20 protein-coding genes and 1 tRNA gene are annotated in these 23639 nt (G+C 64.0%); 6 read left to right on the top strand and 15 right to left on the bottom strand.

The window, feature by feature from the left end:
- Positions 1-17: 17 nt before the first annotated feature.
- The gene (locus BM167_RS04085) at positions 18-413 is read right to left on the bottom strand and encodes a methylglyoxal synthase (RefSeq protein WP_092889104.1); all 396 of its coding nucleotides are present in this window, start codon (positions 411-413) and stop codon (positions 18-20) included.
- Between the two features lie 127 nt (positions 414-540).
- Complete coding sequence (locus BM167_RS04080) at positions 541-2463, bottom strand: beta-CASP ribonuclease aCPSF1 (RefSeq protein WP_092889101.1); 1923 nt, start codon at positions 2461-2463, stop codon at positions 541-543.
- 261 nt (positions 2464-2724) lie between these two features.
- On the opposite strand from BM167_RS04080, the gene BM167_RS04075 reads away from it, so the two are divergent.
- Positions 2725-3213 (top strand): DUF7984 family protein, encoded by a 489-nt coding sequence (locus BM167_RS04075; protein ID WP_092889098.1) that lies wholly within the window; start codon positions 2725-2727, stop codon positions 3211-3213.
- Here BM167_RS04075 and BM167_RS04070 read toward each other — a convergent pair.
- Positions 3210-3779, bottom strand: coding sequence for an HTH domain-containing protein (locus tag BM167_RS04070; RefSeq protein ID WP_092889095.1), 570 nt, complete (start codon positions 3777-3779; stop codon positions 3210-3212). The two genes, BM167_RS04075 and BM167_RS04070, sit on opposite strands and share 4 nt — an antisense overlap.
- 166 nt (positions 3780-3945) lie before the next feature.
- Here BM167_RS04070 and proS point away from each other — a divergent pair, with 166 nt between their 5' ends.
- The 3 genes from proS to BM167_RS04055 all read left to right on the top strand — a co-directional run bounded on the left by proS (position 3946) and on the right by BM167_RS04055 (position 11175).
- On the top strand, positions 3946-5412 hold the full coding sequence (gene proS / locus BM167_RS04065; RefSeq protein WP_092889092.1) for a proline--tRNA ligase: 1467 nt from the start codon (positions 3946-3948) through the stop codon (positions 5410-5412).
- A gap of 147 nt (positions 5413-5559) precedes the next feature.
- Positions 5560-10089: a glutamate synthase large subunit gene (gene gltB / locus BM167_RS04060; RefSeq protein WP_092889089.1), complete on the top strand. Its 4530-nt coding sequence runs from the start codon at positions 5560-5562 to the stop codon at positions 10087-10089.
- 96 nt (positions 10090-10185) lie between these two features.
- Complete coding sequence (locus BM167_RS04055) at positions 10186-11175, top strand: NAD-dependent epimerase/dehydratase family protein (RefSeq protein WP_092889086.1); 990 nt, start codon at positions 10186-10188, stop codon at positions 11173-11175.
- Positions 11176-11205: 30 nt separating this feature from the next.
- On the opposite strand, the gene BM167_RS04050 is transcribed toward BM167_RS04055, so the two are convergent.
- Positions 11206-11895 (bottom strand): HD domain-containing protein, encoded by a 690-nt coding sequence (locus tag BM167_RS04050; RefSeq protein ID WP_092889083.1) that lies wholly within the window; start codon positions 11893-11895, stop codon positions 11206-11208.
- A 141-nt stretch (positions 11896-12036) separates the two neighbouring features.
- Positions 12037-12786 carry an FkbM family methyltransferase gene (locus BM167_RS04045; RefSeq protein ID WP_092889080.1) on the bottom strand — a complete coding sequence of 250 codons (750 nt, stop codon included), beginning with the start codon at positions 12784-12786 and terminating at the stop codon, positions 12037-12039.
- 90 nt (positions 12787-12876) lie between these two features.
- Here BM167_RS04045 and BM167_RS04040 point away from each other — a divergent pair, with 90 nt between their 5' ends.
- Positions 12877-13866 carry an ADP-ribosylglycohydrolase family protein gene (locus BM167_RS04040; protein ID WP_092891085.1) on the top strand — a complete coding sequence of 330 codons (990 nt, stop codon included), beginning with the start codon at positions 12877-12879 and terminating at the stop codon, positions 13864-13866.
- Between the two features lie 92 nt (positions 13867-13958).
- On the opposite strand, the gene BM167_RS04035 is transcribed toward BM167_RS04040, so the two are convergent.
- The 4 genes from BM167_RS04035 to BM167_RS04020 all read right to left on the bottom strand — a co-directional run bounded on the left by BM167_RS04035 (position 13959) and on the right by BM167_RS04020 (position 18258).
- Positions 13959-14267 carry a hypothetical protein gene (locus BM167_RS04035; protein WP_218153763.1) on the bottom strand — a complete coding sequence of 103 codons (309 nt, stop codon included), beginning with the start codon at positions 14265-14267 and terminating at the stop codon, positions 13959-13961.
- A gap of 494 nt (positions 14268-14761) precedes the next feature.
- Positions 14762-15577 carry an alpha/beta fold hydrolase gene (locus BM167_RS04030; RefSeq protein ID WP_092889077.1) on the bottom strand — a complete coding sequence of 272 codons (816 nt, stop codon included), beginning with the start codon at positions 15575-15577 and terminating at the stop codon, positions 14762-14764.
- A gap of 272 nt (positions 15578-15849) precedes the next feature.
- On the bottom strand, positions 15850-17142 hold the full coding sequence (locus BM167_RS04025; RefSeq protein ID WP_092889075.1) for an MFS transporter: 1293 nt from the start codon (positions 17140-17142) through the stop codon (positions 15850-15852).
- A gap of 3 nt (positions 17143-17145) precedes the next feature.
- Positions 17146-18258 carry an MBL fold metallo-hydrolase gene (locus BM167_RS04020; protein ID WP_092889072.1) on the bottom strand — a complete coding sequence of 371 codons (1113 nt, stop codon included), beginning with the start codon at positions 18256-18258 and terminating at the stop codon, positions 17146-17148.
- 89 nt (positions 18259-18347) lie between these two features.
- Here BM167_RS04020 and BM167_RS04015 point away from each other — a divergent pair, with 89 nt between their 5' ends.
- The gene (locus BM167_RS04015) at positions 18348-19082 is read left to right on the top strand and encodes a helix-turn-helix domain-containing protein (RefSeq protein WP_092889069.1); all 735 of its coding nucleotides are present in this window, start codon (positions 18348-18350) and stop codon (positions 19080-19082) included.
- Positions 19083-19365: 283 nt separating this feature from the next.
- Here the strand turns inward: BM167_RS04015 and BM167_RS04010 are convergent.
- The 6 genes from BM167_RS04010 to sufB form a co-directional block, all read right to left on the bottom strand.
- Positions 19366-19438 (bottom strand) — tRNA-Gln (locus BM167_RS04010).
- Between the two features lie 129 nt (positions 19439-19567).
- Positions 19568-19774 carry a hypothetical protein gene (locus BM167_RS04005; protein WP_092889066.1) on the bottom strand — a complete coding sequence of 69 codons (207 nt, stop codon included), beginning with the start codon at positions 19772-19774 and terminating at the stop codon, positions 19568-19570.
- Between the two features lie 76 nt (positions 19775-19850).
- Positions 19851-20291, bottom strand: coding sequence for a metal-dependent transcriptional regulator (locus tag BM167_RS04000; protein ID WP_092889063.1), 441 nt, complete (start codon positions 20289-20291; stop codon positions 19851-19853).
- Positions 20292-20334: 43 nt separating this feature from the next.
- Complete coding sequence (locus BM167_RS03995; RefSeq protein WP_092889060.1) at positions 20335-20832, bottom strand: rubrerythrin; 498 nt, start codon at positions 20830-20832, stop codon at positions 20335-20337.
- A 162-nt stretch (positions 20833-20994) separates the two neighbouring features.
- Entirely contained in the window at positions 20995-22203 is a 1209-nt protein-coding gene (gene sufD, locus BM167_RS03990; protein WP_092889057.1) for a Fe-S cluster assembly protein SufD, read from the bottom strand.
- A 1-nt stretch (position 22204) separates the two neighbouring features.
- Positions 22205-23635, bottom strand: a complete 1431-nt coding sequence (gene sufB, locus BM167_RS03985) for a Fe-S cluster assembly protein SufB (RefSeq protein WP_092889054.1) — start codon at positions 23633-23635, stop codon at positions 22205-22207.
- Between the last annotated feature and the right edge of the window lie 4 nt (positions 23636-23639).

Below are 23639 nucleotides of genomic sequence, written 5' to 3'. Positions count from 1 at the left end.
GCGTCGGGTCGCGATTCTCAGGCCTGAGATTCCGCCTCGCCTTCGAGTTGGCGGACGAGTTCGTCGAGGATTGCGTCCGCGCTCGATAGATTCGTCGCGAGGGGGACCGAGTGAACGTCACAGATGCGGAGAAGCGCCGTGATGTCGGGTTCGTGCGGTTGCGCGGTCAAGGGGTCCCGCAGGAAGAAGACGCCCGCGCAGTTCCCGTCGGCTATCTCCGCGCCGATCTGCATGTCGCCGCCGATGGGACCGGACTGCTTTCGTTCGACGTCGAGGCCCGTCTCCTCTTGGAGTCGCTTTCCCGTCGTCCCCGTCGCCATCAGGTCGAAACGTTCGAGGTCGGCCGCTCGGTTCCGCGCGAACTCGATGAGTTCGGGCTTTTTCTCGTCGTGTGCGATGAGTGCGAGACGCATATGGTCAGTCTACCGCACAGCGCCAAGAAAGTTCGCCGCCCGAAACGGGACGCGTCTCGACGACTGCGAGAGACAACGAAAGCGATAGCCGTGCGAACTGCCGCCCGTCGCGTCGGCCGTTTCCTGTCTACTTGAAGCGGAACGTCTCGAGGTTCTTCGGCGCGAACGTCCGCATGTTGTAGTTGTGGTACAGCGCAGACGAGAGGTCCTGCACCGACCGTTCGTCGCCGTGGACGCAGAGCACTTTCTCGGGACGGGGGTTCATCGTCTTCACGAAGTTCTCCAGTCCCTCCCGGTCGGCGTGGCCGGAGAACCCGTCGACGGTTTCGACGTCCATCTTCAGTTGGAGGGTGTCCGAACGGCCCCGGCCGTCGCGGCCGTTGACCGGAATCTCGTCCCATCCGTTCTGGATGCGTCGCCCGAGCGTTCCCTGCGCCTGGTAGCCGACGAAGACGAGGCGGGAGTCCGGGTCGGGGCCGATGTGGCGGAGCCACGACATGATGGGGCCGCCCGTGACCATCCCGGACGTAGAGAGGATGATGGCCGGTTCGCCGTCGGCCACCTCTTGACGTTCGTCCTCGCCGCCGTCTATGTGGTTGAACTCGTCGGCGAGGAACGGGTTCTCGTCCTCGTGGAAGATGCGGTCGCGGAGTTCGTCGCGGAGGTATTCGGGGTAGGTCGTGTGAATCGCGGTCGCCTCCCATATCATCCCGTCTAAGTGGACGGGCATGGAGGGAATCTTGCCGCTCCGCATCGCCTCCTCTATGACGAGCATTATCTCCTGTGACCGGCCGACCGCGAACGCGGGGACGAGAACCTTCCCGCCCTTGTCGTACGTCTCGTTTATTATCTCGATGAGGTTCTCTTCCGAGTGCTCTTGGTCTGTCTGGTAGTCGTTCCGACCGCCGTAGGTGGATTCGAGAACCAGCGTCTCGACGCGCGGGAAGTCGTTGACCGCGCCGTTGAAAAGGCGCGTGTCGTCGTAGTGGATGTCACCCGAGAACGCGACGTTGTAGAGGCCGTCGCCGATGTGGAAATGGGAGACGGCCGATCCGAGGATGTGACCCGCGTTGTGGAACGTGAGCTTCACGTCCGGCGCGATGTCGGTCACGTCGCCGTATTCGAGCGGGATGCAGTGTTTGATAGCCTCGCGGACCATCTCGGACTCGTACGGCGGCGTCCGGCCTTCTTTGGTCGCCACGTCGAGGTAGTCGAGGGTGAGAAGGCCCATCAGGTCGCGGGTCGGTTCGGTCGTGTAGATGGGGCCGTCGTACCCGTACTTGAACAGAAGCGGGATGAGCGCCGAGTGGTCGAGGTGCGCGTGCGTCAAGACGACGGCGTCGAGCGAGTTCGCGCCGGACCCGAGCGCTTCGGGCACCTGCAGGTAGGGCACGTCGTCGGACCCGGGCTTGTCGCCGCAGTCGACCAAGATGCGCGTCTCGGGCGTCGAGACGACGAACGAGGCGCGCCCGACTTCGCGGCAGCAGCCGAGCGTCGAGATGCGGACCCACTCGTCGTCCGAGAGCTGTTCTCTGTGAATCTGCCGTCCGACGCGTTCGAGAATCTGCCGCCTCTCGTCGCGTTCCTGCTTCAGGAAGTTCCGGACGTTCGAGACGGTGGAGGACTCTATCGGCGGGGTGCGGACGACTTCCGGGGTCCATCCCACCTGCTGGGTTATCTTTCGGAGCGTCGAACCGTGGCGGCCGATGACCATCCCGGGCTTCGACGCCTCGATGACGACTTCGCCCGTGTCGGCGTGGAAGTCGAGGTCGGTGACGCCCGCCTCCTCGGGGATGACGTCGAGAATCTGTTCTTCGGCGTCGCGGGGGCTCGAAAGCGCCTCGGGGTCGGGTCTGACCGTGATGCGCTTGCGAAGTTTGCTGGCGAGTTTTCGGATCAAGTCGCCGTTCTGTGCGAACTCCTTTGGGTCGCGCGTGTAGACGACTAGCTCCGGTCCCTCGTATTTCACGTCCGACACCGAGATGTCGGATGGAAGTTCGTTCGTAATCTCTGCTTTCAATTCCTCGAGTTGCTTATCTACTGAACTCATAACTGAGTGGCCTCGCCCGCTTCGTCGCGAGCGGTGTCGGAGAGTCGCTGCCTCGAAAGCCGCGTTCCGGTGCCGGTACGTCTCTCCGGAGACGGTCGGGCCCGGTCGACGATTGAGAGAGCATAGTCAACGAGTACGATGGTATCTCTGGCTATCCTGACTGCGGGAAGAGGCAGGGAAAACCCGCTTACTCGGAGGTACTTTCTCGTTGGTATAAAAGCCTTCGCAAAGTCGAAGCCGTCGGGCGCCCAGATGGGGCGTATGGATCTGACTCCCGACGCCGTCGAACGCGAGGCGACGCGGATGCGAACCCGCGACGACGTGGTCGTTCCGCTGATAAACGATACCCGCGCGCGACTGGGTGACCTGTTCGGTACCGCCGTCGCCGACGTGACGCCCGCGGCGTACCGCGAGGAGGTAGACGCCGTCTTCGCCGACGGCGAGGTGGCCGTCAACGTCGCCGGGTTCGTCGTCCTCCTCCGCGAACTCGACGTGGAGGGCGACTACCCGGGGTTCGTCGTCGACGAGATTCTCGGGCGCGAACTCGCCGCGACCATCGCCGGCGGCCACCCCCTCTCGCTTCTCGCGCAGGCGACGTTTCACTTCGCGGACGTCCACACCCACACCGAGGGGCCCGCGGGCGCAGACGACTTAGACGCCGCACTCGCGGCGGGCTTTCAGACGCGGTTGCCGGGGTGGTCGTGGCGCGACGGGGAGAGTCCGTTTTCCGTGCGCCGCGACCGAGATTAGGAGCGAGACGGCTCTTCTCGTTCCCGCGTTCTCTCGCGCGTTCGTTCCTCACGCCGTCGTTCGCGGACGTCTCTCTCGCGCACCGACTCCTCGGAAATCTCGCGGAGTCGCTTCGTCAGTGCCCCGAGGCGTTCGTCGCAGAGTGTCACTCTCTGCAACGACTCGCTTCGGAACTCGAACAGGACCGCGCGCGGCACGCGGTGTTCCCTGTACTCGGGTCCTAACCGACCGACGCCCGCCCGCGTCGGCGTCTCCGGCAGGGAGTCGAGCGTGCGCCGCGAGTCGAACGCCCTGAGGAGGCCGTACTGCTCGAAGGTTCGGCGCGTCGTCGGGTCGCGGGGCACGCGACCCGACACGTCGACCGAGGGGTCCCACGACTCGACTGCGAACTCGTCTATCTCACCGGCGGCCGAGAGGTCCTCCAACGCGGCGACGACGCGGTCGAACTCGCCGCGTCCACCCGTCCGCATCGACCGGTGCCACAGTTCGACGCGCTTCTCGCCGCCCGTTCGCCGCCGCGTCGTCACGCCGTCGTCCGTCCGGAGTTTACTGTTGGGCGTTACCATTTGCCTCACCAGCTCCCAGATACGTCCTTCGGACTCTTGTAGATGTCCCGACCGGCCCCTTTTCGAGAGTGTTCGGACACCGAGAGATTCGACCGTCGGCCGTTCGGTCCGGATGTCGTCGGCCGGTTCGGGGTCTTTAAGAGTTCGCTGGAGCAAACCCAGAGTAATGAGCGACGACCAGGAACTCGGGATAACCGAGTCCAAGGAGTACAACACCGGCGAGTGGTACGCCGAAGTTGTCCAGAAAGCGGGTCTGGCCAACTACGGACCGGAAGGGATGAGCGGATTCATCGTCACGCGCCCGCGGGCGTATGCCCTGTGGGAGCGGATTCAGAGCTACCTCGACGGCCTGTTCAAGGAGACGGGCGTCCAGAACGCATACTTCCCGATGTTCATCCCCGAGAGCTACCTCGAACGCGAGAAAGACATCGTCGAGGGGTTCGACCCCGAAGTCGCGTGGGTCACCCACGCGGGCCACGAGGAACTGGAGGAACGACTCGCCGTGCGACCCACCTCCGAGTCCATCATCGCGCCGTACATGGCCCAGTGGGTCCGCAGTCACCGTGACCTGCCTCTCCGCGTCAACCAGTGGGGGTCGGTCGTCCGGTGGGAGGCCACGGAGACGAAGCCGTTCTTCCGCACGAAGGAGTTCCTCTGGCAGGAAGGCCACACCGCACACGCCACACACGAGGACGCGTGGGAGGAGACGCTGACCCGCCTCGACCAGTACCAGTCGGTCTTCGAGGACCTGCTCGCGATTCCGGTTCTCCGCGGCGCGAAACCCGACCACGACAAGTTCCCCGGCGCGGACACGACGACGACGGTGGAGGCTCTCATGCCCGACGGGAAGTCGGTCCAGAGCGGAACGTCCCACCACCTCGGAACCTCCTTCGCGGAGGCGTTCGACATCAGATACACGGACGAAAGCGAGGAGAGTCAGGTGGCGCACACCACCTCGTGGGGCCTCTCGTGGCGTTCGCTCGGCGCACTCATCATGACCCACTCCGACGATCAGGGTCTCGTCTTGCCGCCGACCGTCGCGCCCGAACAGGTCGTCGTCGTCCCCATCTGGCAGTCGGACACGAAAGACGAGGTTCTCGGCTACGCCGAGGAAATCACCGATGAGTTAGCGGAGGCGGGCGTCCGCGTCGAACTGGACGACAGAGACGAACGCAATCCCGGCTTCAAGTTCAACGAGTGGGAACTGAAAGGCGTCCCCGTCCGCTTCGAAATCGGGCCGAACGAAGTCGACGACGACGTGATAACCGTCGTCCACCGCCCCGACGGCGAGAGCCACGAGGTAGACCGCGAGAACATCGCAGAGACGATTCGAGACGAGTTCGACGAGGTGTACGCGAAACTCTACGCGAGTGCCGAAGAGAACCTCGAAGAGAACGTCCGAGAGGCCGACTCCCGCGCGGACATCCTCGGCACCATCGGCCAACACGGCGGGTACGTGAAAGCACCGTGGTGCGGCGACGAGGACTGCGAGGCCGAGATCAAAGAGCAGATAGCGGCCGAGATAGTGATGGTCCCCCTCGACGACGAGGACGCGGAGATTCACGACGGGGAGGCGTGCGCCATCTGCGACGGCGACGCCGTCGAGACGGCCTACTTCGCGAAGACGTACTGAGCGACCCCTCCGCTCTTCTGCCGTGATCGGGTAATCCTAAATTAACATTCGATAAGGTAGATATACCTTATACCCCCTAATATGTGTGAATAGTGCCCTTATCCTTTCAGGACAACTGCCTTATGCGGGTACTGCCTCACGTCACACATGACCAAGCCACAGAGAGACACCCCTGTCGAATCGGAGGGGCTCGCTGACCCCACCGACCAGCGGTCGAACTGCGGCGTAGGCGCAGTCGTCGATTTGGACGGCGGCCGAACCCACGAGACCGTCGCTGACGGCGTCGAACTGCTCGCGAACCTCGAACACCGCGGCACCACCGGAGCCGAAGAGAACACCGGCGACGGAGCCGGCATCACGATTCAACGGCCGGACGAGTTCTTCGACTCCGTCGTAGACGCCGACCTGCCGGAGACGTACGCCGTCGGGTCCGTGTTCATGCCGCAGGACGACGCCGCCCGCGAGGGACTGTTCTCGATATTCGAGCGGTCGCTCGAAGCCCACGGATTGGACGTGTTTCACTGGCGGGACGTGCCGACGGACAACTCGACCCTCGGCGCGACGGCGCTGGAATCGGAACCCGACGTCTGGCAGGCGTTCGTGCGCCCCGCCGAGGAGATGAACGGAGAGGCGTTCGACCGGAAACTGTACGTCGGCCGCCGCGCGGCCGAGAAACGCGTCGGCGAACTCGAATCCGCGGGCGCGGCGCGCTTCTACGTCTGTTCGCTCTCGCGGAAGACCCTCGTCTACAAGGGCCTGCTGAAGGGCGACCAACTGCTCGACTACTTCCCGGATTTGGCCGACGAACGCGTGAAGACGACGCTGACGCTCGTCCACGCGCGGTTTTCGACGAACACGCTCGGCGCGTGGCATCTCGCGCACCCGTACCGCCACATCATCCACAACGGCGAGATAAACACCATCCGCGGCAACATCAACTGGATGCGCGCCCGCGAGACCGACCTCGCACACCCCGACTTCGGCGAGGACTTAGAGACGATAAAGCCGGTCACGAAGGCCGACCAATCCGACACCGCCGTCGTGGACAACGCCGTCGAACTGCTTCTCCACTCGGACCGCGAACTCCCGCACGTCCTCCGGATGCTCATCCCCGAGGCGTACCGCGGCGACGACGCGATGTCCCAAGAGAAGCGCGACTGGTACGACTACCACGCCTCCCTGGTCGAACCGTGGGACGGCCCCGCCCTCGTAGCCGCGACGGACGGCGACCGAATCGCCGCAGTTCTCGACCGCAACGGCCTCCGTCCGTGTCGCTACGACGTGACCACCGACGACAAGGTCATCATGGCCTCCGAAGTCGGTGCACTCGACACCGAGCCGAGCGAGATCAGAGAGCGAGGCCGCCTCCAACCCGGCCAACTGTTCATGGCCGACCCCGTAGAGGGCCGCGTCATCCCCGACGACGAGGTGTTCGACTCGCTGACCGACGAGAAGTACGGCCAGTGGGTCCGAAACGAACAGAGACACCTCGACGAGGTGGCGGAGAAAGACGACTACGAACCCCGCGACGAGGTGGACAGTCTCCGCGCGCACCAGGCGGCGTTCGGCTACACGCACGACCAGGTGAACCACCTCATCAAGCCGATGGCCGAAGACGGGAAAGACCCCGTCGGGTCGATGGGCGACGACACGCCGCTTTCGGTGCTGTCTGACTTCAACCGCCCGCTGTTTACCTACTTCAAGCAGTTGTTCGCGCAGGTGACGAACCCGCCGCTCGATTACATCCGCGAGGAACTCGTCACCTCCTTGGAGTCCAGACTCGGCTACCAGCGGAACCTCTTGGACGAGACGGCCGAACACGCCCGGCAACTCGTCTTGGACTCGCCCGTCCTGACGGACGCCCAGACGGACGGGATAAAGGAGTTAGACGGCGACCTCTCCTCGACCGTCGTCGACATCACCTACGAGACGGGCGAGGAGATGCGGGCCGCCGTCGAACGCGTCCGCGAGGCGGCAAAAGACGCAATCGAGGGCGGCGCGAACGTCGTCGTCCTCTCGGACCGAAACCTCGGCCCTGACCGCGTCGCGATTCCGAGTCTGCTCGCGACGGGCGCGGTTCACCACAGTCTCGTCCGCAACGGCCTGCGGAACCACGCGGGCCTCGTCGTCGAGTCGGGCGACCCCCGCGAGGTGCACCACCTCGCGACCCTCGTCGGGTACGGCGCGGGCGCGGTGAACCCCTACCTCGCCTACCAGACCATCGGCGACGTCGTCGCCGGTCCGGACGGCGCAGACGAGTCCGAGGCCGTCGCGGCGTACAAGAACGCGCTCGAAGACGGCCTCCTGAAGACGATGGCCAAGATGGGCATCTCCACCGTGGAGTCCTACCAAGGAGCGCAGATATTCGAGGCCGTGGGTCTCGACTCGGAGTTCGTCGCCGAGTACTTCGAGGGGACCGAGATTCGAACCGAGGGCATCGGCATCGACGTCGTAGAGGACGACGCGCTCACCCGCCACGCCGTCGGGTTCGGCGCGGACCCCGACTTAGAACGGCAGGGCGAGTACGAACACCGCTCGGACGGAATCCACCACCAGTGGAACCCCAAGACGGTCGGAACGCTCCAGCAGGCGGTCCGCTCCGGCAAGTACGAGAAGTACCGCGAGTTCGCCGAACTCGTAAACGACCAATCGGAGGAGTTGCAGACGCTCCGCGGTCTGTTGGAGTTCGATTCGGACCGCGACCCGGTTCCGATAGCGGAGGTCGAACCCGTCGAAGACATCGTCGAACGCTTTTCGACGGCCGCGATGTCGCTCGGCAGTCTCTCGCCGGAGGCCCACGAGAACAACTCCATCGCGATGAACCGCATCGGCGGGAAGTCCAACTCCGGCGAGGGCGGCGAACCGCCCGAGCGGTTCGGCACCGAAAAGGAGTGCAACGTCAAACAGGTCGCCTCCGGCCGGTTCGGCGTCACCTCTCAGTACCTCTCGAGCGCCGACGAACTCCAGATAAAGATGGCCCAAGGGTCGAAGCCCGGCGAGGGCGGTCACCTCCCCGGTAAGAAGGTAAACGACATGATAGCGCACGTCCGCTACGCGACGCCGGGCGTGGGGCTCATCTCGCCGCCGCCGCTTCACGACATCTACTCGATAGAGGACCTCAAACAGCTCATCCACGACCTGAAGGCGGCCAACTCCGACGCCGACATCAACGTGAAACTCGTCTCGGAGGCCGGAATCGGCACCATCGCCGCGGGTGTGGCGAAGGCGAACGCCGACGTGGTCCACATCTCCGGCCACGACGGCGGGACGGGCGCGTCGCCGAAGACGTCCATCAAGAACGCCGGTCTCCCGTGGGAACTCGGCCTCGCGGAGGCGAACCAGATGCTGCGCGCGACGGACCTCCGGTCTCGCATCCGCGTCACCGCCGACGGCGGCATGAAGACCGGTCGCGACATCGCCGTCGCGGCCCTCTTGGGCGCAGAAGAGTACGTCTTCGGGACGGCCTCTCTCGTCACGTCGGGCTGCGTGATGGCCCGTCAGTGCCACGAGAACACCTGTCCGGTCGGCGTCGCCACCCAACGCGACGACCTGCGAAAGCGGTTCCCCGGCCAACCCGACCACGTCATAAACTACATGACGTTCATGGCGCAGGAACTGCGGGAGATAATGGCCGAACTCGGCTTCCGGACCGTCGACGAGATGATCGGTCGCCCCTCCGTGCTCCGCCAACGAGAGACCGACCACGAGAAGGCGCGGCATCTGGACCTCGCGTCGGTCATCGCCGAACCCGCCGAGGGCGCGCGCTACAAGACCGAAGAGCAGACCCACGCCGACTTGGAGACGCAACTCGACCACAAACTCATAGAACAGGCGCGACCCGCACTCGAACGCGGCGAACCCGTCGAGATTCGAGAGAGCGTCTCGAACGTGGACCGCGCCGTCGGCGCGATGCTGTCGAACCGCATCTCCGAGGCGTACGGTAGTGAGGGACTCGCAGACGGCACCATCGACTGCGAGTTCTCCGGCATCGCCGGGCAGTCGTTCGGCGCGTTCCTCGCGAACGGCGTGACGATGCGTCTGACCGGCGCGTCGAACGACTACGTCGGGAAAGGCCTCTCGGGCGGTCGAATCGTCGTGAACACGCCCGAAGACGCCGCGTACGAGGCCGACGAGAACGTCCTCGTCGGCAACGTCGCTCTCTACGGCGCGACGCAGGGGGAAGCCTACGTCAACGGCGTCGCGGGCGAACGCTTCGGCGTCCGCAACTCGGGCGTGAAAGCCGTCGTCGAAGGCGTCGGCGACCACGGTTGTGAGTACATGACCGGCGGCGTCGTCGCCGTCCTCGGCGACACGGGCCGCAACTTCGCCGCGGGGATGTCCGGCGGCGTCGCGTACGTCTACGACCCCGACGACGAACTCGAAGCGAAGGCGAACACCGGCATGGTGTCTCTCTTCGACGACCTCGAAGAGAGCGACGAACAGATGCTCCGACGCCTCGTCGAGAACCACGTCGAGTACACCGACAGCGACCGCGCGACGGCGCTTCTCGACGACTGGGCGAGCGCATCGGGCGACTTCGTGAAGGTGATGCCCGACGCGTACGCCGACATCATCGCGGAGAACGCAGAGGCCGACGTGCGCAGCGAACTCCCCGCCTCGGCGACGGCCGCCGCCGCCGACGGCGACGCGGGACTTGCACAGACCGGCGACGACTGAACGCCCGGACCGTCCGCACGCGCCGACCGCGCGGAACTACCGGAACCGGCCGCCGCATCTGCCACGTTTTTCTCCGGCCCAGCCTTCGACGAGGACATGGACACCGCACTCGTCGTCGGCGGCACCCGCTTCATCGGCCGCCACCTCGTCTCGGACCTCGTAGAGAACGGCTACGACGTCGTTATCTTCAACCGCGGGAACCACGACAACCCCTTCGAGGACGACGCCCGCGTCCGGCACGTCGAAGGCGACAGGACGGACGACGGCGCTCTCAGGTCCGCGAACGCGGCCGTCGAACCCGACGCCGTCTTCGACTGCGTGGCGTACAAACCCCGAGAGGTCGTCGCCGCGACGGAGATATTCTCGAACGCGGACGCCTACGTCTACGTTTCGAGCGGTGCCGCGTACGGCGCAGAAGAGATACCGAAGCGAGAGGGCATCACGGAACTCTGCCCGTGTTCCGACGACCAGTTGACCGACGACTCCGCGGAGAGTTACGGCCCACGGAAGGCCGAGGGCGACAGAGTCGTCTTCGACGCGGCGAGTCGCGGCGTCGACGCGATGTCCGTCCGTCCGACCATCGTCTACGGCCCCCACGACTACACGGAGCGACTCGACTACTGGATCGACCGCGTCGAGAACTACGACCGCGTGGTCGTCCCCGGCGACGGGACGAACGTCTGGCACCGCGCGTACGTCGAAGACGTGGCGACGGCGTTGCGCCTCGTCGCAGAAGAGGGCGAGGCGGGGACGGCGTACAACGTCGGTGACAGGCGAGCGCTCACCCTCGAAGAGACGGTCCACGAGATAGCCGACGCCGCGGGGACGGACGTGGAGGTAGTCCACGCGGGGGAACGCGAACTCGCGGCGGCCGGTCTCTCCGGCGACGACTTCGTCTTCTACCGCGACTACCCGCACCTGCTCGATACGAGCGAACTCGCCGCTCTCGGATGGGACTCGACGCCCGTCGGCGAGGCGATGGCCCGGAGCGTCGAAGACCACCGCGACGCGGACAGAGACGGGGCGGAACACGACCCCGGACGCGACGCCGAGGAGTCGGTCCTCTCGATACTCGACACGCTCTGAGGAACCGGCGTCGCCGCCCCGTCGGCCGTCTCAGACGCCGAACTCCTCGTGGTCCATGCCGGGAACCTCCTCCTCTAACCACTCGCGGAACCACTTGACGCGCTTGAGTCGTTGGTAGGCGATGCTTTCGGCGGCGTCGCTCTCGACTCGGTCGGTCGCGTCGCGCCCGCGTTCGAGGACGCGTTCGACCATCTCGGAGGCCTCCATGTGGGTGCGCGCCTCGTAGCCCATCCGCAGGAGCATCAACGCCGTTCCGTTCGCGCCCACCTTGTCGAGGATGTCCGCCTCGATGAGACACCGCGTCTCCAAGGAGACGTCCGTCAACGGGCCCTGATACGAGTGGGTCGAGACGACCTGACAGACCTGTTCGACGAACGACTGGGGGAACTCGCCGCGCGCCTCCAGATACTCGCGGGCGACGCGCGCGCCCTCCTCCGCGTGGACGTCCTGTTCGGCCTCTAGCTTCGAGATGTCGTGAAAGAGGGCGGCGACGCGGACGACGTCTACGTCCGCGCCCTCGCGGCGGGCGATGGTCGAAGCGAGGTCTACCACGTTGAGGATGTGGTTGAAGCGGTACTCGGAACTGTGCCACGGATACCACCGCATCCGGCCGCCGTCGTCCTCGTTCTCGACACTCGCCGAGAGGTAGTCGTTTACGAACTGCTGCATCTCCTCGAACTCCTCGGGGGAGACCGAGGACTCTTTTATCTCGACGTCCACGGTGCCACCTCCGCGTTCGGAGAGAGGGGGGACGTTCGAACGTTCGCCATTGAGTTCATTACCCGAATTAATGGTTGTTCCGCTCTTAGGCGTTACGACGTTCAGAACCGGCCGGGGCCGCGAAACGACGGGCCCGCCGCGTCACTCCGCGACCCACGCGCCGGGACGGGTCCGAATCGAGTACCCCGCGGCGTCCAGTATCGACGCGACGGCCGACGCCTCCTCGCGTCCGTGCGGTTCGAAGTAGACGGTCGGACGATGGGTTTCGAGCGTCTCGCGCGCGCCGTCGAACACCTCGCCGCCGAACCCCTCGACGTCCACTTTGAGGTGGTCCGGGGGCGGCACCTCCCCGCTTGCGACGACGTCGTCGAGGGTCACGACGGGCACTTCGACGGCGTCTCGGACGCGCGCCTCCCACCCGGCGGCGTTCGCCCGCCTGAACGATCCGAGTTCGTCGTAGGTGGACCGATAGAACGTCCGCGTTCCCGACCGGTCGCCGACGCCCTCCCCGCGAACCGCGACGTTCTCGAAGCCGTTTCGCCGGACGTTCGTCGCCAGTTGCTCGCGCACGTCGGGGTTGGGTTCGAAGGCGACGACGGAGGCGTCCGGGCGCGCGGCGGCGACTGCGAGGGTGTACGTGCCGGTGTTCGCGCCGACGTCGTACACCGTCGCTCCGGGGGCGCAGTTCGTGAGGAGTCGCCCGAGGAGGAGGTCACGCCCGTGTTTGTTGACGAGTTCGTAGCTTCGGAACTCGGCGTCGCCGACGCGTTTTCGCGGGGCGTACAGTTCGCGCCGGTGGTTGATGCGGACGGCCGCGTAGTACGCCGAAAAGACGGCGGACCGTCCGGTGCGGAACAGGGACCGACCGACGCCGCGGAGTGAGCGGAGCATCTCTCGGACCGTCGCGGCCGAGACGCTTCGTGGTTTCCCCGCGACCCCTGCGGACCGAGGGTTGATATGTCACCGGAGCCGAACGAGAGTATGACCGACCACGGAGACGAGCGCAGTCGGTCGGCCCGCCGGACCGACTCTGCGGGCGTCCGGTCGCGGGCGCGGGGAACGCTCCTCGGGTTGGCCTGCGGAGACGCGCTCGGCCGACCGGTGGAGTTTCGCACGCCCGCGGCCATCGAGGCGGAGTACGGCCGCGTGACGGAGATGCTCGGCGACGGGACGTACGGCAAGCCGCCGGGGACGGTCACCGACGACACGGAGATGGCGCTCTGTATCGCGCGGAGCCTCGTCGAACGGGAACGATTCGACGGTGCGGACGTCGCCCGCCGATTCCTCGCGTGGTACGACTCCGGTCCGTTCGACATCGGCCTCACGACCGCCGATTCGCTCGCGTTGGTCCGCGAGGGGACGGCGTGGGAGGACGCCGGACGGCGGGTCTGGGAGCGGCGAGCGGAGGGAGAAAACGCCGGCAACGGGAGCGTGATGCGGTGCGTCCCGTACGCTCTCGCCTACCGCGAGACGCCCGACAGACTCGCCGAAGTCAGTCGCGCCTCCTCGGAGATTACGCACGCAGACCCCCGCTGTACGGCCGGGTGCGCCCTGCTGAACGAGGTGGTCCGTCGGCTCGTCCGCGGGGAAGCGGACACCGAGGGAGTCGTCAGCGACGCGCTGAGCGCAATCGACGGAGAGGACCGGGTTCCCGACGAACTGTGGACGCGCGTGGCGGGACTCCCCGCGGAGACGGACCCCGAGACGCTCGGATACAGCGGCTACGTGTTGGCGACGCTCGAATCCGGCCTGTACCACGGCCTCACCGCGGACTCGTTCGAGGAAGCGGTCGTCGAGGCGGTAAACGAGGGCGACGACGCAGACACCGTCGGCGCGGTGACCGGTGCCGTCGCGGGCGCGCGCTTCGGCGTCGAATCGATACCCGACCGGTGGGCGGAGACGCTCGAAGAACGCGGGGAACTGCTGCGGTTGGCGGACCGTCTCCTCGAAATCGCTCCGGAGACGACCTGACGCTTCCCTTTTCGAGCGCGGTATGACTACCGTTCGACGAGACGAGAAGCGGCGAGACGTCGAAAAAGAGGGCGAAGAGACGGGAAAGTCGTTTAGTCGGCGTTCTGCGGGCCGGAGTGGGTCGCGTTCTGTTCGGTACTGTTCGAGTCTACCAGTCCGTCGAACGGGTGCGGCGAACGGAGAACCGCGATGACGCTCCACATCAGTCCCGTGAGAACCGATCCCGCCGCGGACATCGTCATCCCGAGCGTGAAGAACGTCGTTCCGTAGACGATACCGATAGTCGCGGAGGGCAGCGAGGTTCCCAGCGGAATGTTAGTCGTCGCGTCTCGGAGAGATGGCACGAGCACGAAAAGCGAGAAGACGCTTCCGGCGAGGAAGATTAAGTCCTGCCAAATCATCGTGTATCCTCCGTCGCGGCGAACAGCAGAGAGATCGTTTCAGTCATCAAATAATACGAATCGACGCGAGCGTATAACGTACTCGGTTTAGAGTAAACTTCGTTAACGAAAGATAAAACGCCTGAATCGAGTCTTTAACGGATAGTCTGGATCGACGGACCCGTCCAATTTCGGCGTCCGAATCGGATAGAGCAGATAATAGTCCGTTATATGATAGTAGTCTCGTCCGTCTCGCCGGACGTCGACGCTCGGCGACTCGTCGGTGAGAAACCGGAGTGTCACCCCGGGCGGCGAACTCGGCGTTTGGTTCCTCCAGGGTCGTAATCGTGGCTACAGCGAGCCTCGTCGCGCCGCTACCGGGGTCGCTCGGACGCGCCACCGAACTCGGTAGTGGTTTTCACCGTCCCCGCTCTCGGAGACGGAGCACGACCGTCAGTCGCGCGAGCGACCCGTACGTCTGGACTGCGACGAGTGTTTCGACGTGGGGTGCCGTTCTACTCTGCCTCGATCCGAGTCCGGGATGCGAGGAACGCTCGAATGGCGCTCTCGAAGAACTCGGGGTTATCCCAGGGGGAAGCATGGCCCGCGTCGGGGACTTGCCGGACGGTCGAGTTCGGGATTCGCGCGGACAGTGTCGGGGCGTGGCGGCCGATTAGGGCGGTTTCGTGTTCGCCGTAGAGGATGAGCGTCGGAACGGTAATCGAAGAGAGGTCGATGTCGGTGGTATGGAAGTCGGCGACCGCATCGAGGGCATTCACGGCGTCCACGGTGGCCATGTCCGGGAAGGCGTCGGTGCGGAGACTCGTGGTCTGGTTTCGCTCCAGTGTGCGTCCGACCCACAACACGAGGCCCTTCGCCCGGTTGTATCCTACGAGGCGGACGAGTCCCGCCACAGCGTTCACCAGGCTGGATCGCTCGATTCGGTCGCGCCGACCGAGGAACTCCGGAGAGAACGTGTCGGCGAGTACGAGACCGCTGAGCTCATCCGGATAGCGACTCGCGTAGACTTGAGCGATCATACCGCCCATCGAGACCCCGCAGAGAACGGGACACTCGAGGCCCATCTCGGTGATGAACGCGCGGAGGTCCTCCGCCAACAAGTCGATCGAATAGGGTGCGTGCTGGGGGTTCGCGGTGTCGCCGTGGCCCCGGACATCGTACGCGATGGCGGTGTACGCGTCACTGAACGCTCTCAATTGCTGTGTCGCTGCCGAATGATCGGACAGTGCGCCGTGAACGAAGACGATAGGCGGGCCGTCTCCGCTCACCTCGTAGTAGGTCTCTATACCGTTCGTCTGAAGCGTCGGCATCTACCGACCACTACGGCACCACGCGAGATGACGTTGCCGGGGAGAGCCGAGGCGAAGCCCCACTATCCACAGAAAATCGGATACCGATAGCGAATCACCCGTCAGGACGCGGCGCGTGTCGGCGATACTCTCGTCTTCGGGGTGTCGAATCTACCGTCCGCTACTCGTCTTCACGTCGGTCAGATAGAATGGTCCCGGGCGGATTGTGAACCTCAGCAGGGCACCCGTTCGATACCACGGTAGTGAAATCTCAACCCGAGAGTGGACACCTCTCAATCATCGGAGACCGCCCGTCCAGGCGTATCAGTAGCCGGTGCTGGTGGTTCGTGCGTCCCGAACTCGGGGTGCGTCTCTTCCATCCACAGATAGACAACCGCTCCAGAGACGAACATCAGGGCCGCGATCACGTAGAACGCGGTCTCGGCGTTCACGAACTCCATCGAGAGACCGACCAGAATCGCGCCCACACCGTAGCCAGCGTCACGCCACATCCGATAGACGCCCATCCCAGTCGCGCGCCACGTCGGATGGGCAGCGTCGCCGGGAACGGTCATCAGATTAGGGTAGAGTAGTGCCATCCCGAGGCCGGATACACCGGAGAGCACGGCCCACAGGAGATAGCCCTCGACGAGGACCATCCCGAGGACACCTGCACCGGCGAGGAACATTCCAGCGACGACAGGCGGACGCCGACCGATACGGTCCGCGAGGCCACCGGTCGCGATCTGGAGGAAGTACATCGCGCTGTGGACGCCGACGATGAACCCGACAGCTGCGATCCCGAGTCCCTGACTGGTGAGATACAGCGGGACGGCGAGCCAGAACAGCGTGTCGACGAACTTCTCGATGTGCCCGGCCTGGGCCGCGGCGAACAGCGTCTTGTCACCGTAGGTCGCCCGCTTCAGCACCTCGACGAACGGGAGGTTGGCGTCGTGGTGGTCCTCGTCGTCGATCTCGGCCTCCGCGAGTTGGACCGTCTCCTTGATCAGGAAGATCGAGATGAGGAACGCCAGCACGACCACGATTGCGAGGAAGTAGAACGGTTCGGGTCGGAGACTCGTGCGGGCAGCGATGACGCCGGTGATCCAGGCACCGGCGGCGACGCCGGTGTAGCCGAACGCCTCGTCGATACCGACCGCGAGTCCGCGCTGCTCGGGACCTGCGATGTCGATCTTAGCGTTGATGGCCATACTCCAAGTCAACGCCTGGTTGATGCCCAGCAGTATGTTCCCGACGGTGATCCAGCCCCAACTCGGCGCGAAGATCAGAATGACCGGGAGTGGGAGGGCGGTCGCCCAGCCGAGGATGAGTACCGGCTTGCGACCGTACTCGCCGCCCCACTTGCCGGCGTAGAGGTTGAGCAGTGCCTTGACGAAGCCGAACGAGACGACGAACGACCCGATGACCAGTAGCGACTCGACGCCCAGCACGTCGCGACCAAGTACGGGTACGACGGCGCGCTCGGACCCGATGGTAAGGCCCGTCGCGAACACGAGCAGGACGTGCAATGAGAACTGCCCGAGGTGCTCACGGATTCCTTGTTTGATTTCGGTGTCCGTACTCATAGATCACTCCGCTGCGCAGTTGTTTGGGCCCAGTTCCAGCTCGGCCAGTTCGTCGGCGGGAACGGATTCCTGCCCGACGTTCGTCCGCTTGACGCGCTGGAAGTTCGGTGGATGATCTGGGATATCCGACGCGAGTTCTCGGACGAATTCCTCGCGGTCGCGCCCCAGGTCCTGGTTCCGTTCTCTGACTTCACCGAGCGTCGCAGTTACTGGCGGTTCGGGTGAACCGGGGTCGTGGGCCGGCAGGACCAGCGCATCGTTCGGACGGTCCACTAGCCGCTGGAGGCTCTCGTAGAGTGTCGCGGCGTTCTGCTCGACGTCGGAGTCTTCGATACCGGCTTCGACGCCGAGTTCGACCCGACCTACGCTCTCGTAGAAGAGCGTGTCGCCCGTGATCAGCGCTGCACCGGCGACGTCGAACGAGACGCTCCCCTCGCTGTGTCCCGGCGTGTGGACGACCTCGATATCGAGAGTGCCGACCGTTACAGTCTGACCGTCCTCGACGGGCGTCGCGTCGATGGCGAGTGCGTCCTTGGGGTGGAGGTAGTACGGAACGCCGTGACGGTCGGCGAGTTCCGCCGCACCCGAGACGTGGTCGGCGTGGGCGTGCGTGTCGAAGACACCGACGATTTCGGCGTCGTACTCGTCGAGAATCGCCTCGTACTCTTCGAGGTAGTGCGACGGGTCGAAGACGGCGGCTTCGCCGTCTGAAATGAGGACGTGTGAGAGGCAGCCCTTCCCCGGACGTGCGACCTGAATAAGCGTCCCGTCGAGGTCATCAGGAACTGGTGCGTTCCTATGCACTCGACTCCAGCCGTTCATCCCGTCAGTGAGCGTCACCGCGTCGTAGTCCAGTTCTTGGAGGACCTCCGTTGCGGTCTCTGAGACAACACCTGCGGCACAGACGGTGACGATCTGTTCCTCACGAGGGAGCTCCGAGAGAGCCTCTTTGGCTTGAGCAGGGTCTTCAGTTAATTCGTCGTAGACGTCGACGTTGATACTGCCTGGAATCTGCCAGTCCTCGAAGTCTTCTTCGTGGCGGATATCGAGAACGAGCGGGCCTCCGTCACCATCTCGCAACTGTTCGCTGAGTTCTTCCGGCGTTATCTCTTGCATCGGTATTCCCGAATAGCAGGTGCATCTGCTTATAGTACCTGCCGGACATGACCGGCACTGTTATTTCTGACCAGACCAAAGTTACTCGTATGAGTCTGTACGAGGCCTCAATTCGGGTCAGACACGAGTGTCCGTACCGGGAGATCTCGGAACGGCACCCGGACTTGACCATACGTGAGTGGCCGCTGAGCGACTGCCAGGTGCTCGAGATCTCCTCCGAGACGACACCGACTGACGAACTGCACGACGAGATCAGTCAACTGGGGACCGTTCTACACGAATCGGAGGACGACAGCGGGTATCACGTCGTCACGCAGTCCTGTCTCTGCTCACTCGAAGAGTCCATCATCGACCGCTTCGAGCAACACAACTGTCTGTACCAATCACCGACGATCTACCGCCAAGGATGGGAGCACTACACGGTGGTCGCGTTCGACAGTGAAGACATCCGGGACCTACTCGGTGACCTGCGAGCCGATAGGGAGATCGAACTGCTCTCGAAAACCTCGATCGCAGAGAAGCAGATACCCCACAGTATGCTGGCCCCCGCGAATCAACTATTCGAGAACCTCACCGACCGGCAGTTAGCAGCACTCCAGTTGGCGCTGGAAAGCGGTTACTACGAGCAACCGCGGAAGACCTCGCTGCGAGAACTGGCCGGCCAGACGACCGTCGCTCGCTCGACGTACGAAGAACACCTCCGGAAGGCGGAGAACAAACTCCTCACGAACGCGGGACAGCTCTTGCGACTGGTCACCGCGACATCGACGGCAGACCCATTGGGCGTAGAACAAGCCCACCAAGCCGAACAGACTGCTGACTGACTTACCGGGGTTTCGCCAGAGTGGGCGTTTGGTTATCCGATAGTGAGCACCTTCTCGGCATCTTCGACTCCGTGAGAACCTCGCGGCTCTTCGAGGTCGTGAGGGGAAAGTCGTCTGCGACGTAGTCCACAGTCACCGACCTCCGGACTGTTCATGAGCCTGGTACGTTGCTAATCGCTGTACGGCGGCGACGTTTCCGACTGCTTCAGTCGAAATGGCTTGTGGCATGGTGTTTCTCGCTCCATACCACGGCTGAAAATCGGGTGACGGCGTAGCCGTCGTATAGTCCCGGGCGGATTCGAACCGCCGTCAATGGCTCCAAAGGCCATTATGATTGGCCACTACACCACGGGACTGTCTCGCATTGCTCGCCGCCCCGCGTACCTCGTGAATCCGCCGGATTCACTCACCACCACGGGACTGCTCACTACTCACTCGTCGGTCCGCCTTTGAAAACCCATCGGGTTCGAACGACCGGTGAAGCGTCAGTCGATGGCGAACCCGGAGTCGGTGTCGAGTTCGTGTTCGACGGAGAATCCGCCGCAGTTCGGGCAGACGTGGTACTCTACATCGTATTCGACTCCACAGCCGAGACAGACGTACGGATGCTCGTCTGTCGTCGCATCGACTCCGCCTCTGGGCCCCAATCCGGCGAGGCGAAGGAGACGACCGATAGTCGCTGTCCCATTCATAGACGGACGCAGGAACTGAATTACCTTAACCGTGGGTGTGACTTGCACTCTAATATTACTGTCTGTTCAGATTGAATTAATCGGCGGGCTTCTCTTCGGCCTCGGGGATTTCCAGATACTCGCAGGCGTCCGTCTCGGCGTCGAAGCAGTCCGGACAGTCGCTGTTTCGGTCGATGATCGTGTCCAATCGCTCCGCGACCGTTCCGTCGATGACGGGTTCGAGTTCCCGGGCCTCCTCGCGGAACGACTCGACGTCGAGGACGTTCGCGAGGAACCGCTCTATGATGCAGTACGTCTGGAGTGCGTCGCGCGCGCGAACGATTCCCTCGTCGGTGAGCTGTACGCCCTTGTACTTTTCGTGGTTCGCGAGCCCGCGGTCTTCCAGCTTCCCGATCATCTCGTTCGCGCTCGCCGGACTCACGTCGAGCATGTCCGCGAGTGCGCCGGTCGCCGCCGGGCCGTCCTCCATCTCTTGCAGTAGGTAGATTGCCTTGACGTACTGGTCTGCGGTGTTCATCGTGATCCTCCCGTACCGTGTCCGCCGGTCTGTTCGAGTGGGCTCATTCGCGCTTCTCCATTATCTTTGTCACTGCCTCGACGCCGTCGGCCTCCTCCTCTCGAATCTCCGTGAGCACGGCGATGAGGCGCTCCCGGTCGACGGTGAACTGCGCGTCGCTGGCACGAATCGCGCCGATGAGGTCGTCGTAGAACTTGTACGCGGTCTCTTCGTTGCAGAGTTGGTCGTAGAGGACGCCGTCGAAGTCGTCGGGCTTCGTCTTGCCGTACTGCGCTTCGACGAGCGTCTCGATGTCCTCGAACGGGATGCTCTCGGCGTCGAGTTCGTCGACGAGAGAGGCCAGACGCTCGCGGTGCTCTGCGGACTCCTCTGCGGCGTGTTCGAGAAGCGCTTCGAGTTCCTCGTCGAGCGCTCTGTCCTCGTCGGAGAGCGACTGGTAGTGGTGGTACGCGCGGGCCTCGACGACTTCCTCCAGTACCACGCCGATCTGGAGAAGGCGCGCGAGTTGGTGGTCCGACGTCACCCGGTGGCCGACGCTCACGACCCCGACCCTCCCTTCGCGTGCGATACCCTGGTGATCATACCTTTTGCTCTGCGTGTGACGGACTTAAGCGGTTCCCTCGCTGCCCACGCGCGTCGGTCGCCGTCGCGTCCGCGTCCACGAGAGAAGAAGAGAAAGCGAGAGTGAAAGTGGCGGGCCGGCTCAGTGCAGGCGCGCCGCGATGAGTTCGCGAAGGTCCTCGCGGAACTCGTCTACGTCTATCTCGTCGAGGACGGGAACGAAGAAGCCCTCGACGAGCATGTTGCGAGCCTGTTGGCTCGGGATCGACCGAGAGACCATGTAGAAGAGGTCCTCTTTGTCGACCTGACCGACCGTCGCGGAGTGGCTCGCTTCGGTGTCGTGGTTGTGGATGATCAGCTTCGGGGACGCGTCGGCCTCGCTCTCGTCCGAGAGCATCAGCGTGTTCTCGCGCTGGTAGGAGTTCGTGTCCCACGCGTCGCGGCCCACGTCTTGGACTCCCTCGTACACCGACCGCGCCTCGTCGTCGAGGACGCCGCGGGTCACGAGATCAGCCGTCGTGTGCTCTGCGTTGTGCCAGACGCGCGCGTTCACGTCCAGATGCTGATCTTCGTAGCCGAAGAACGCGCCGACGATCTTCGTCTCCGAGGAGTCGCCGTCGAGGTTCGTCTCGATGTCGCTGCGCGTGAGACGGGACCCGATGTTCCCTTCGATCCAGTTCAGCGTCGAGTACGCGTCCGTGGTGCCGCGCTTCAGCGTGTAGTTGTACGCCTCGTCGTCGAGGTTCTGGAGCGACCCGTACTGGACGTACGAGTTCTCGCCCGCGTCGACCTCCACGAGGTTGCTGAAGTAGCGGTTGCCGTCGACCTCCTCGCCGCTCTCGATGCTCTCGAGAATCGTCACCGACGACGACTTCTCGGTGACCACGAGCGTGTGGCTGAACAGCGACCGGGAGTTCATCTCGGCGCGGATCTTCACGTCCTCGGCGTCGACGCCTTCTGGGACGTAGATGAACGTGCCCGTGGTGAAAAGCGCCGCCGACAGCGCAGTGAGGTAGTTCGAGTCCGGTTCGATGATGGAGCCGAACCGCTCCTCTATGAGGTCGCCGTACTTCGGGAGCGCCTCGGTGAACGGCAGGACTTCGACGCCCTCCGCCGTGACGCGTTCGGTCGTGTCCGACTGGTTCAGCGGGTCGACGAGGCTCTCGAAGTCGAGCGCTTCGAGGTTCGTCCACCGGCGGCCGGGCGTGTGGATGACGTCCGGCAGGTCGACCTCTTCGAGCGCTTCGAGTGCGTCGAGTCGCGTCTCCAGGAGCCACTCGGGCTCGTCGCGGTCCTCCGAAATCGTTCGTACCGTCTCCTCAGAGAGGTTCGCTGGTAACTGCGCACTCATGTTATCCGAGACTACCCTCCATCTCCAGTTCGACCAAGCGGTTGAGTTCGACCGCGTACTCGATGGGCAGTTCCTCCGTGATGGGCTCGATGAAGCCCGAGACGATCATCTGCTTTGCGTCGTCGTCGTCGAGTCCGCGCGACTGGAGGTAGAACACGTCCTCGTCGCCGATTTTGCCGACGGTCGCCTCGTGGGCGACGTCGACGGTGGACTCGTTTATCTCCATGTACGGCATCGTGTCCGACGTGGACTCGTTGTCGAACATCAGCGCGTCACACTCGACCGCGGTCGAGGAGTCGCGCGCGCCCTGCGAGATGTGGACGAGGCCGCGGTAGTTCGTGCGGCCGCCGTCCTTCGAGATGGACTTCGACTCGATCGTCGACTTCGTCTCGGGGGCGTTGTGGTACACCTTCGCGCCGGTGTCGATGTTTTGGCCCTCGCCAGCGAAGGCGATGGTGATGTGGTTGTCCGACGCGCCGCGACCCTTCAGTATCGTCGCGGGGTAGAGCATGGTTGCCTTCGAGCCCATCGAGCCCGAAATCCACTCCATGCGGCCGTTCTTCTCGACGATTGCGCGCTTCGTGTTGAGGTTGTACGTGTTCTTCGACCAGTTCTGCACGGTCGAGTACTGGACGTGAGCGTCCTCGCCGACGAACACTTCGACGCCGCCGGAGTGGAGGTTGAACGCCGAGTACTTCGGCGCGGAACAGCCTTCGATGTAGTGGACCTCCGAACCCTCTTCTGCGACGATGAGGGTGTGCTCGAACTGGCCCATCCCTTCGGAGTTCATGCGGAAGTACGCCTGAACCGGCATGTCGACCGTCGTGTCTTCCGGGACGTAGACGAACGACCCGCCGGACCAGATTGCGCCGTGAAGCGCCGCGAACTTGTTGTCGCTCGGGGGGACGCACTTCGTCATGAAGTACTCCTTGACGATGTCTTCGTGCTCTTGGACCGCTTGGTCCATGTTCATGAAGACGACGCCCTTGTCCTGCCAGCGCTCCTGCATGTTCTGGTAGACGACTTCGGACTCGTACTGAGCGCCGACGCCCGAGAGGGCGTTCTTCTCGGCTTCCGGGATGCCCAGTTTGTCGAAGGTGTCCTTTATCTCGTCTGGCAGTTCCGTCCAGTCGTCGACGCTGCCGCGCGTCTCGACGTCCGGCCGGATATACGGGATTATTTCGTTGACGTCGACTTCCGAGAGGTCGGGCTGGCCGGGCCAGTCCGTCGGCATCGGCATCTCCTGGAAATGCTTCAGCGCGCGGAGGCGTCGCTGGAGCATCCACTCGGGTTCGTCTTTGTCCTCGGAGATGACCCGGATGGTCTCCTCCGTGAGACCCTTTTCGGCTTGGAAGGAGGAACTCTGCTCCTTCTTGAACTCGAATCGAGCCTCCGTGTCTGTGTCTTTGAGGTGATCTTGATCGGAACTCATTTTC

Origin of the sequence: Halopelagius inordinatus (assembly GCF_900113245.1) — an archaeon.
In the GTDB taxonomy this organism is placed as follows: Archaea; Halobacteriota; Halobacteria; order Halobacteriales; family Haloferacaceae; genus Halopelagius; species Halopelagius inordinatus.
Note: the sequence above shows the minus strand (reverse complement) of the source record. Positions and strands in the feature narration are given on the sequence as shown.

Bases quoted from the DNA above. Each gene is read 5' to 3' on its own strand.
- BM167_RS04085 (WP_092889104.1), bottom strand. From the start codon at position 413: ATGCGTCTCGCACTCATCGCACACGACGAGAAAAAGCCCGAACTCATC.
- BM167_RS04080 (WP_092889101.1), bottom strand. From the start codon at position 2,463: ATGAGTTCAGTAGATAAGCAACTCGAGGAATTGAAAGCAGAGATTACG.
- BM167_RS04075 (WP_092889098.1), top strand. From the start codon at position 2,725: ATGGATCTGACTCCCGACGCCGTCGAACGCGAGGCGACGCGGATGCGA.
- BM167_RS04070 (WP_092889095.1), bottom strand. From the start codon at position 3,779: ATGGTAACGCCCAACAGTAAACTCCGGACGGACGACGGCGTGACGACG.
- proS (WP_092889092.1), top strand. From the start codon at position 3,946: ATGAGCGACGACCAGGAACTCGGGATAACCGAGTCCAAGGAGTACAAC.
- gltB (WP_092889089.1), top strand. From the start codon at position 5,560: ATGACCAAGCCACAGAGAGACACCCCTGTCGAATCGGAGGGGCTCGCT.
- BM167_RS04055 (WP_092889086.1), top strand. From the start codon at position 10,186: ATGGACACCGCACTCGTCGTCGGCGGCACCCGCTTCATCGGCCGCCAC.
- BM167_RS04045 (WP_092889080.1), bottom strand. From the start codon at position 12,786: ATGCTCCGCTCACTCCGCGGCGTCGGTCGGTCCCTGTTCCGCACCGGA.
- BM167_RS04040 (WP_092891085.1), top strand. From the start codon at position 12,877: ATGACCGACCACGGAGACGAGCGCAGTCGGTCGGCCCGCCGGACCGAC.
- BM167_RS04035 (WP_218153763.1), bottom strand. From the start codon at position 14,267: ATGATTTGGCAGGACTTAATCTTCCTCGCCGGAAGCGTCTTCTCGCTT.
- BM167_RS04030 (WP_092889077.1), bottom strand. From the start codon at position 15,577: ATGCCGACGCTTCAGACGAACGGTATAGAGACCTACTACGAGGTGAGC.
- BM167_RS04025 (WP_092889075.1), bottom strand. From the start codon at position 17,142: ATGAGTACGGACACCGAAATCAAACAAGGAATCCGTGAGCACCTCGGG.
- BM167_RS04020 (WP_092889072.1), bottom strand. From the start codon at position 18,258: ATGCAAGAGATAACGCCGGAAGAACTCAGCGAACAGTTGCGAGATGGT.
- BM167_RS04015 (WP_092889069.1), top strand. From the start codon at position 18,348: ATGAGTCTGTACGAGGCCTCAATTCGGGTCAGACACGAGTGTCCGTAC.
- BM167_RS04005 (WP_092889066.1), bottom strand. From the start codon at position 19,774: ATGAATGGGACAGCGACTATCGGTCGTCTCCTTCGCCTCGCCGGATTG.
- BM167_RS04000 (WP_092889063.1), bottom strand. From the start codon at position 20,291: ATGAACACCGCAGACCAGTACGTCAAGGCAATCTACCTACTGCAAGAG.
- sufD (WP_092889057.1), bottom strand. From the start codon at position 22,203: ATGAGTGCGCAGTTACCAGCGAACCTCTCTGAGGAGACGGTACGAACG.
- sufB (WP_092889054.1), bottom strand. From the start codon at position 23,635: ATGAGTTCCGATCAAGATCACCTCAAAGACACAGACACGGAGGCTCGA.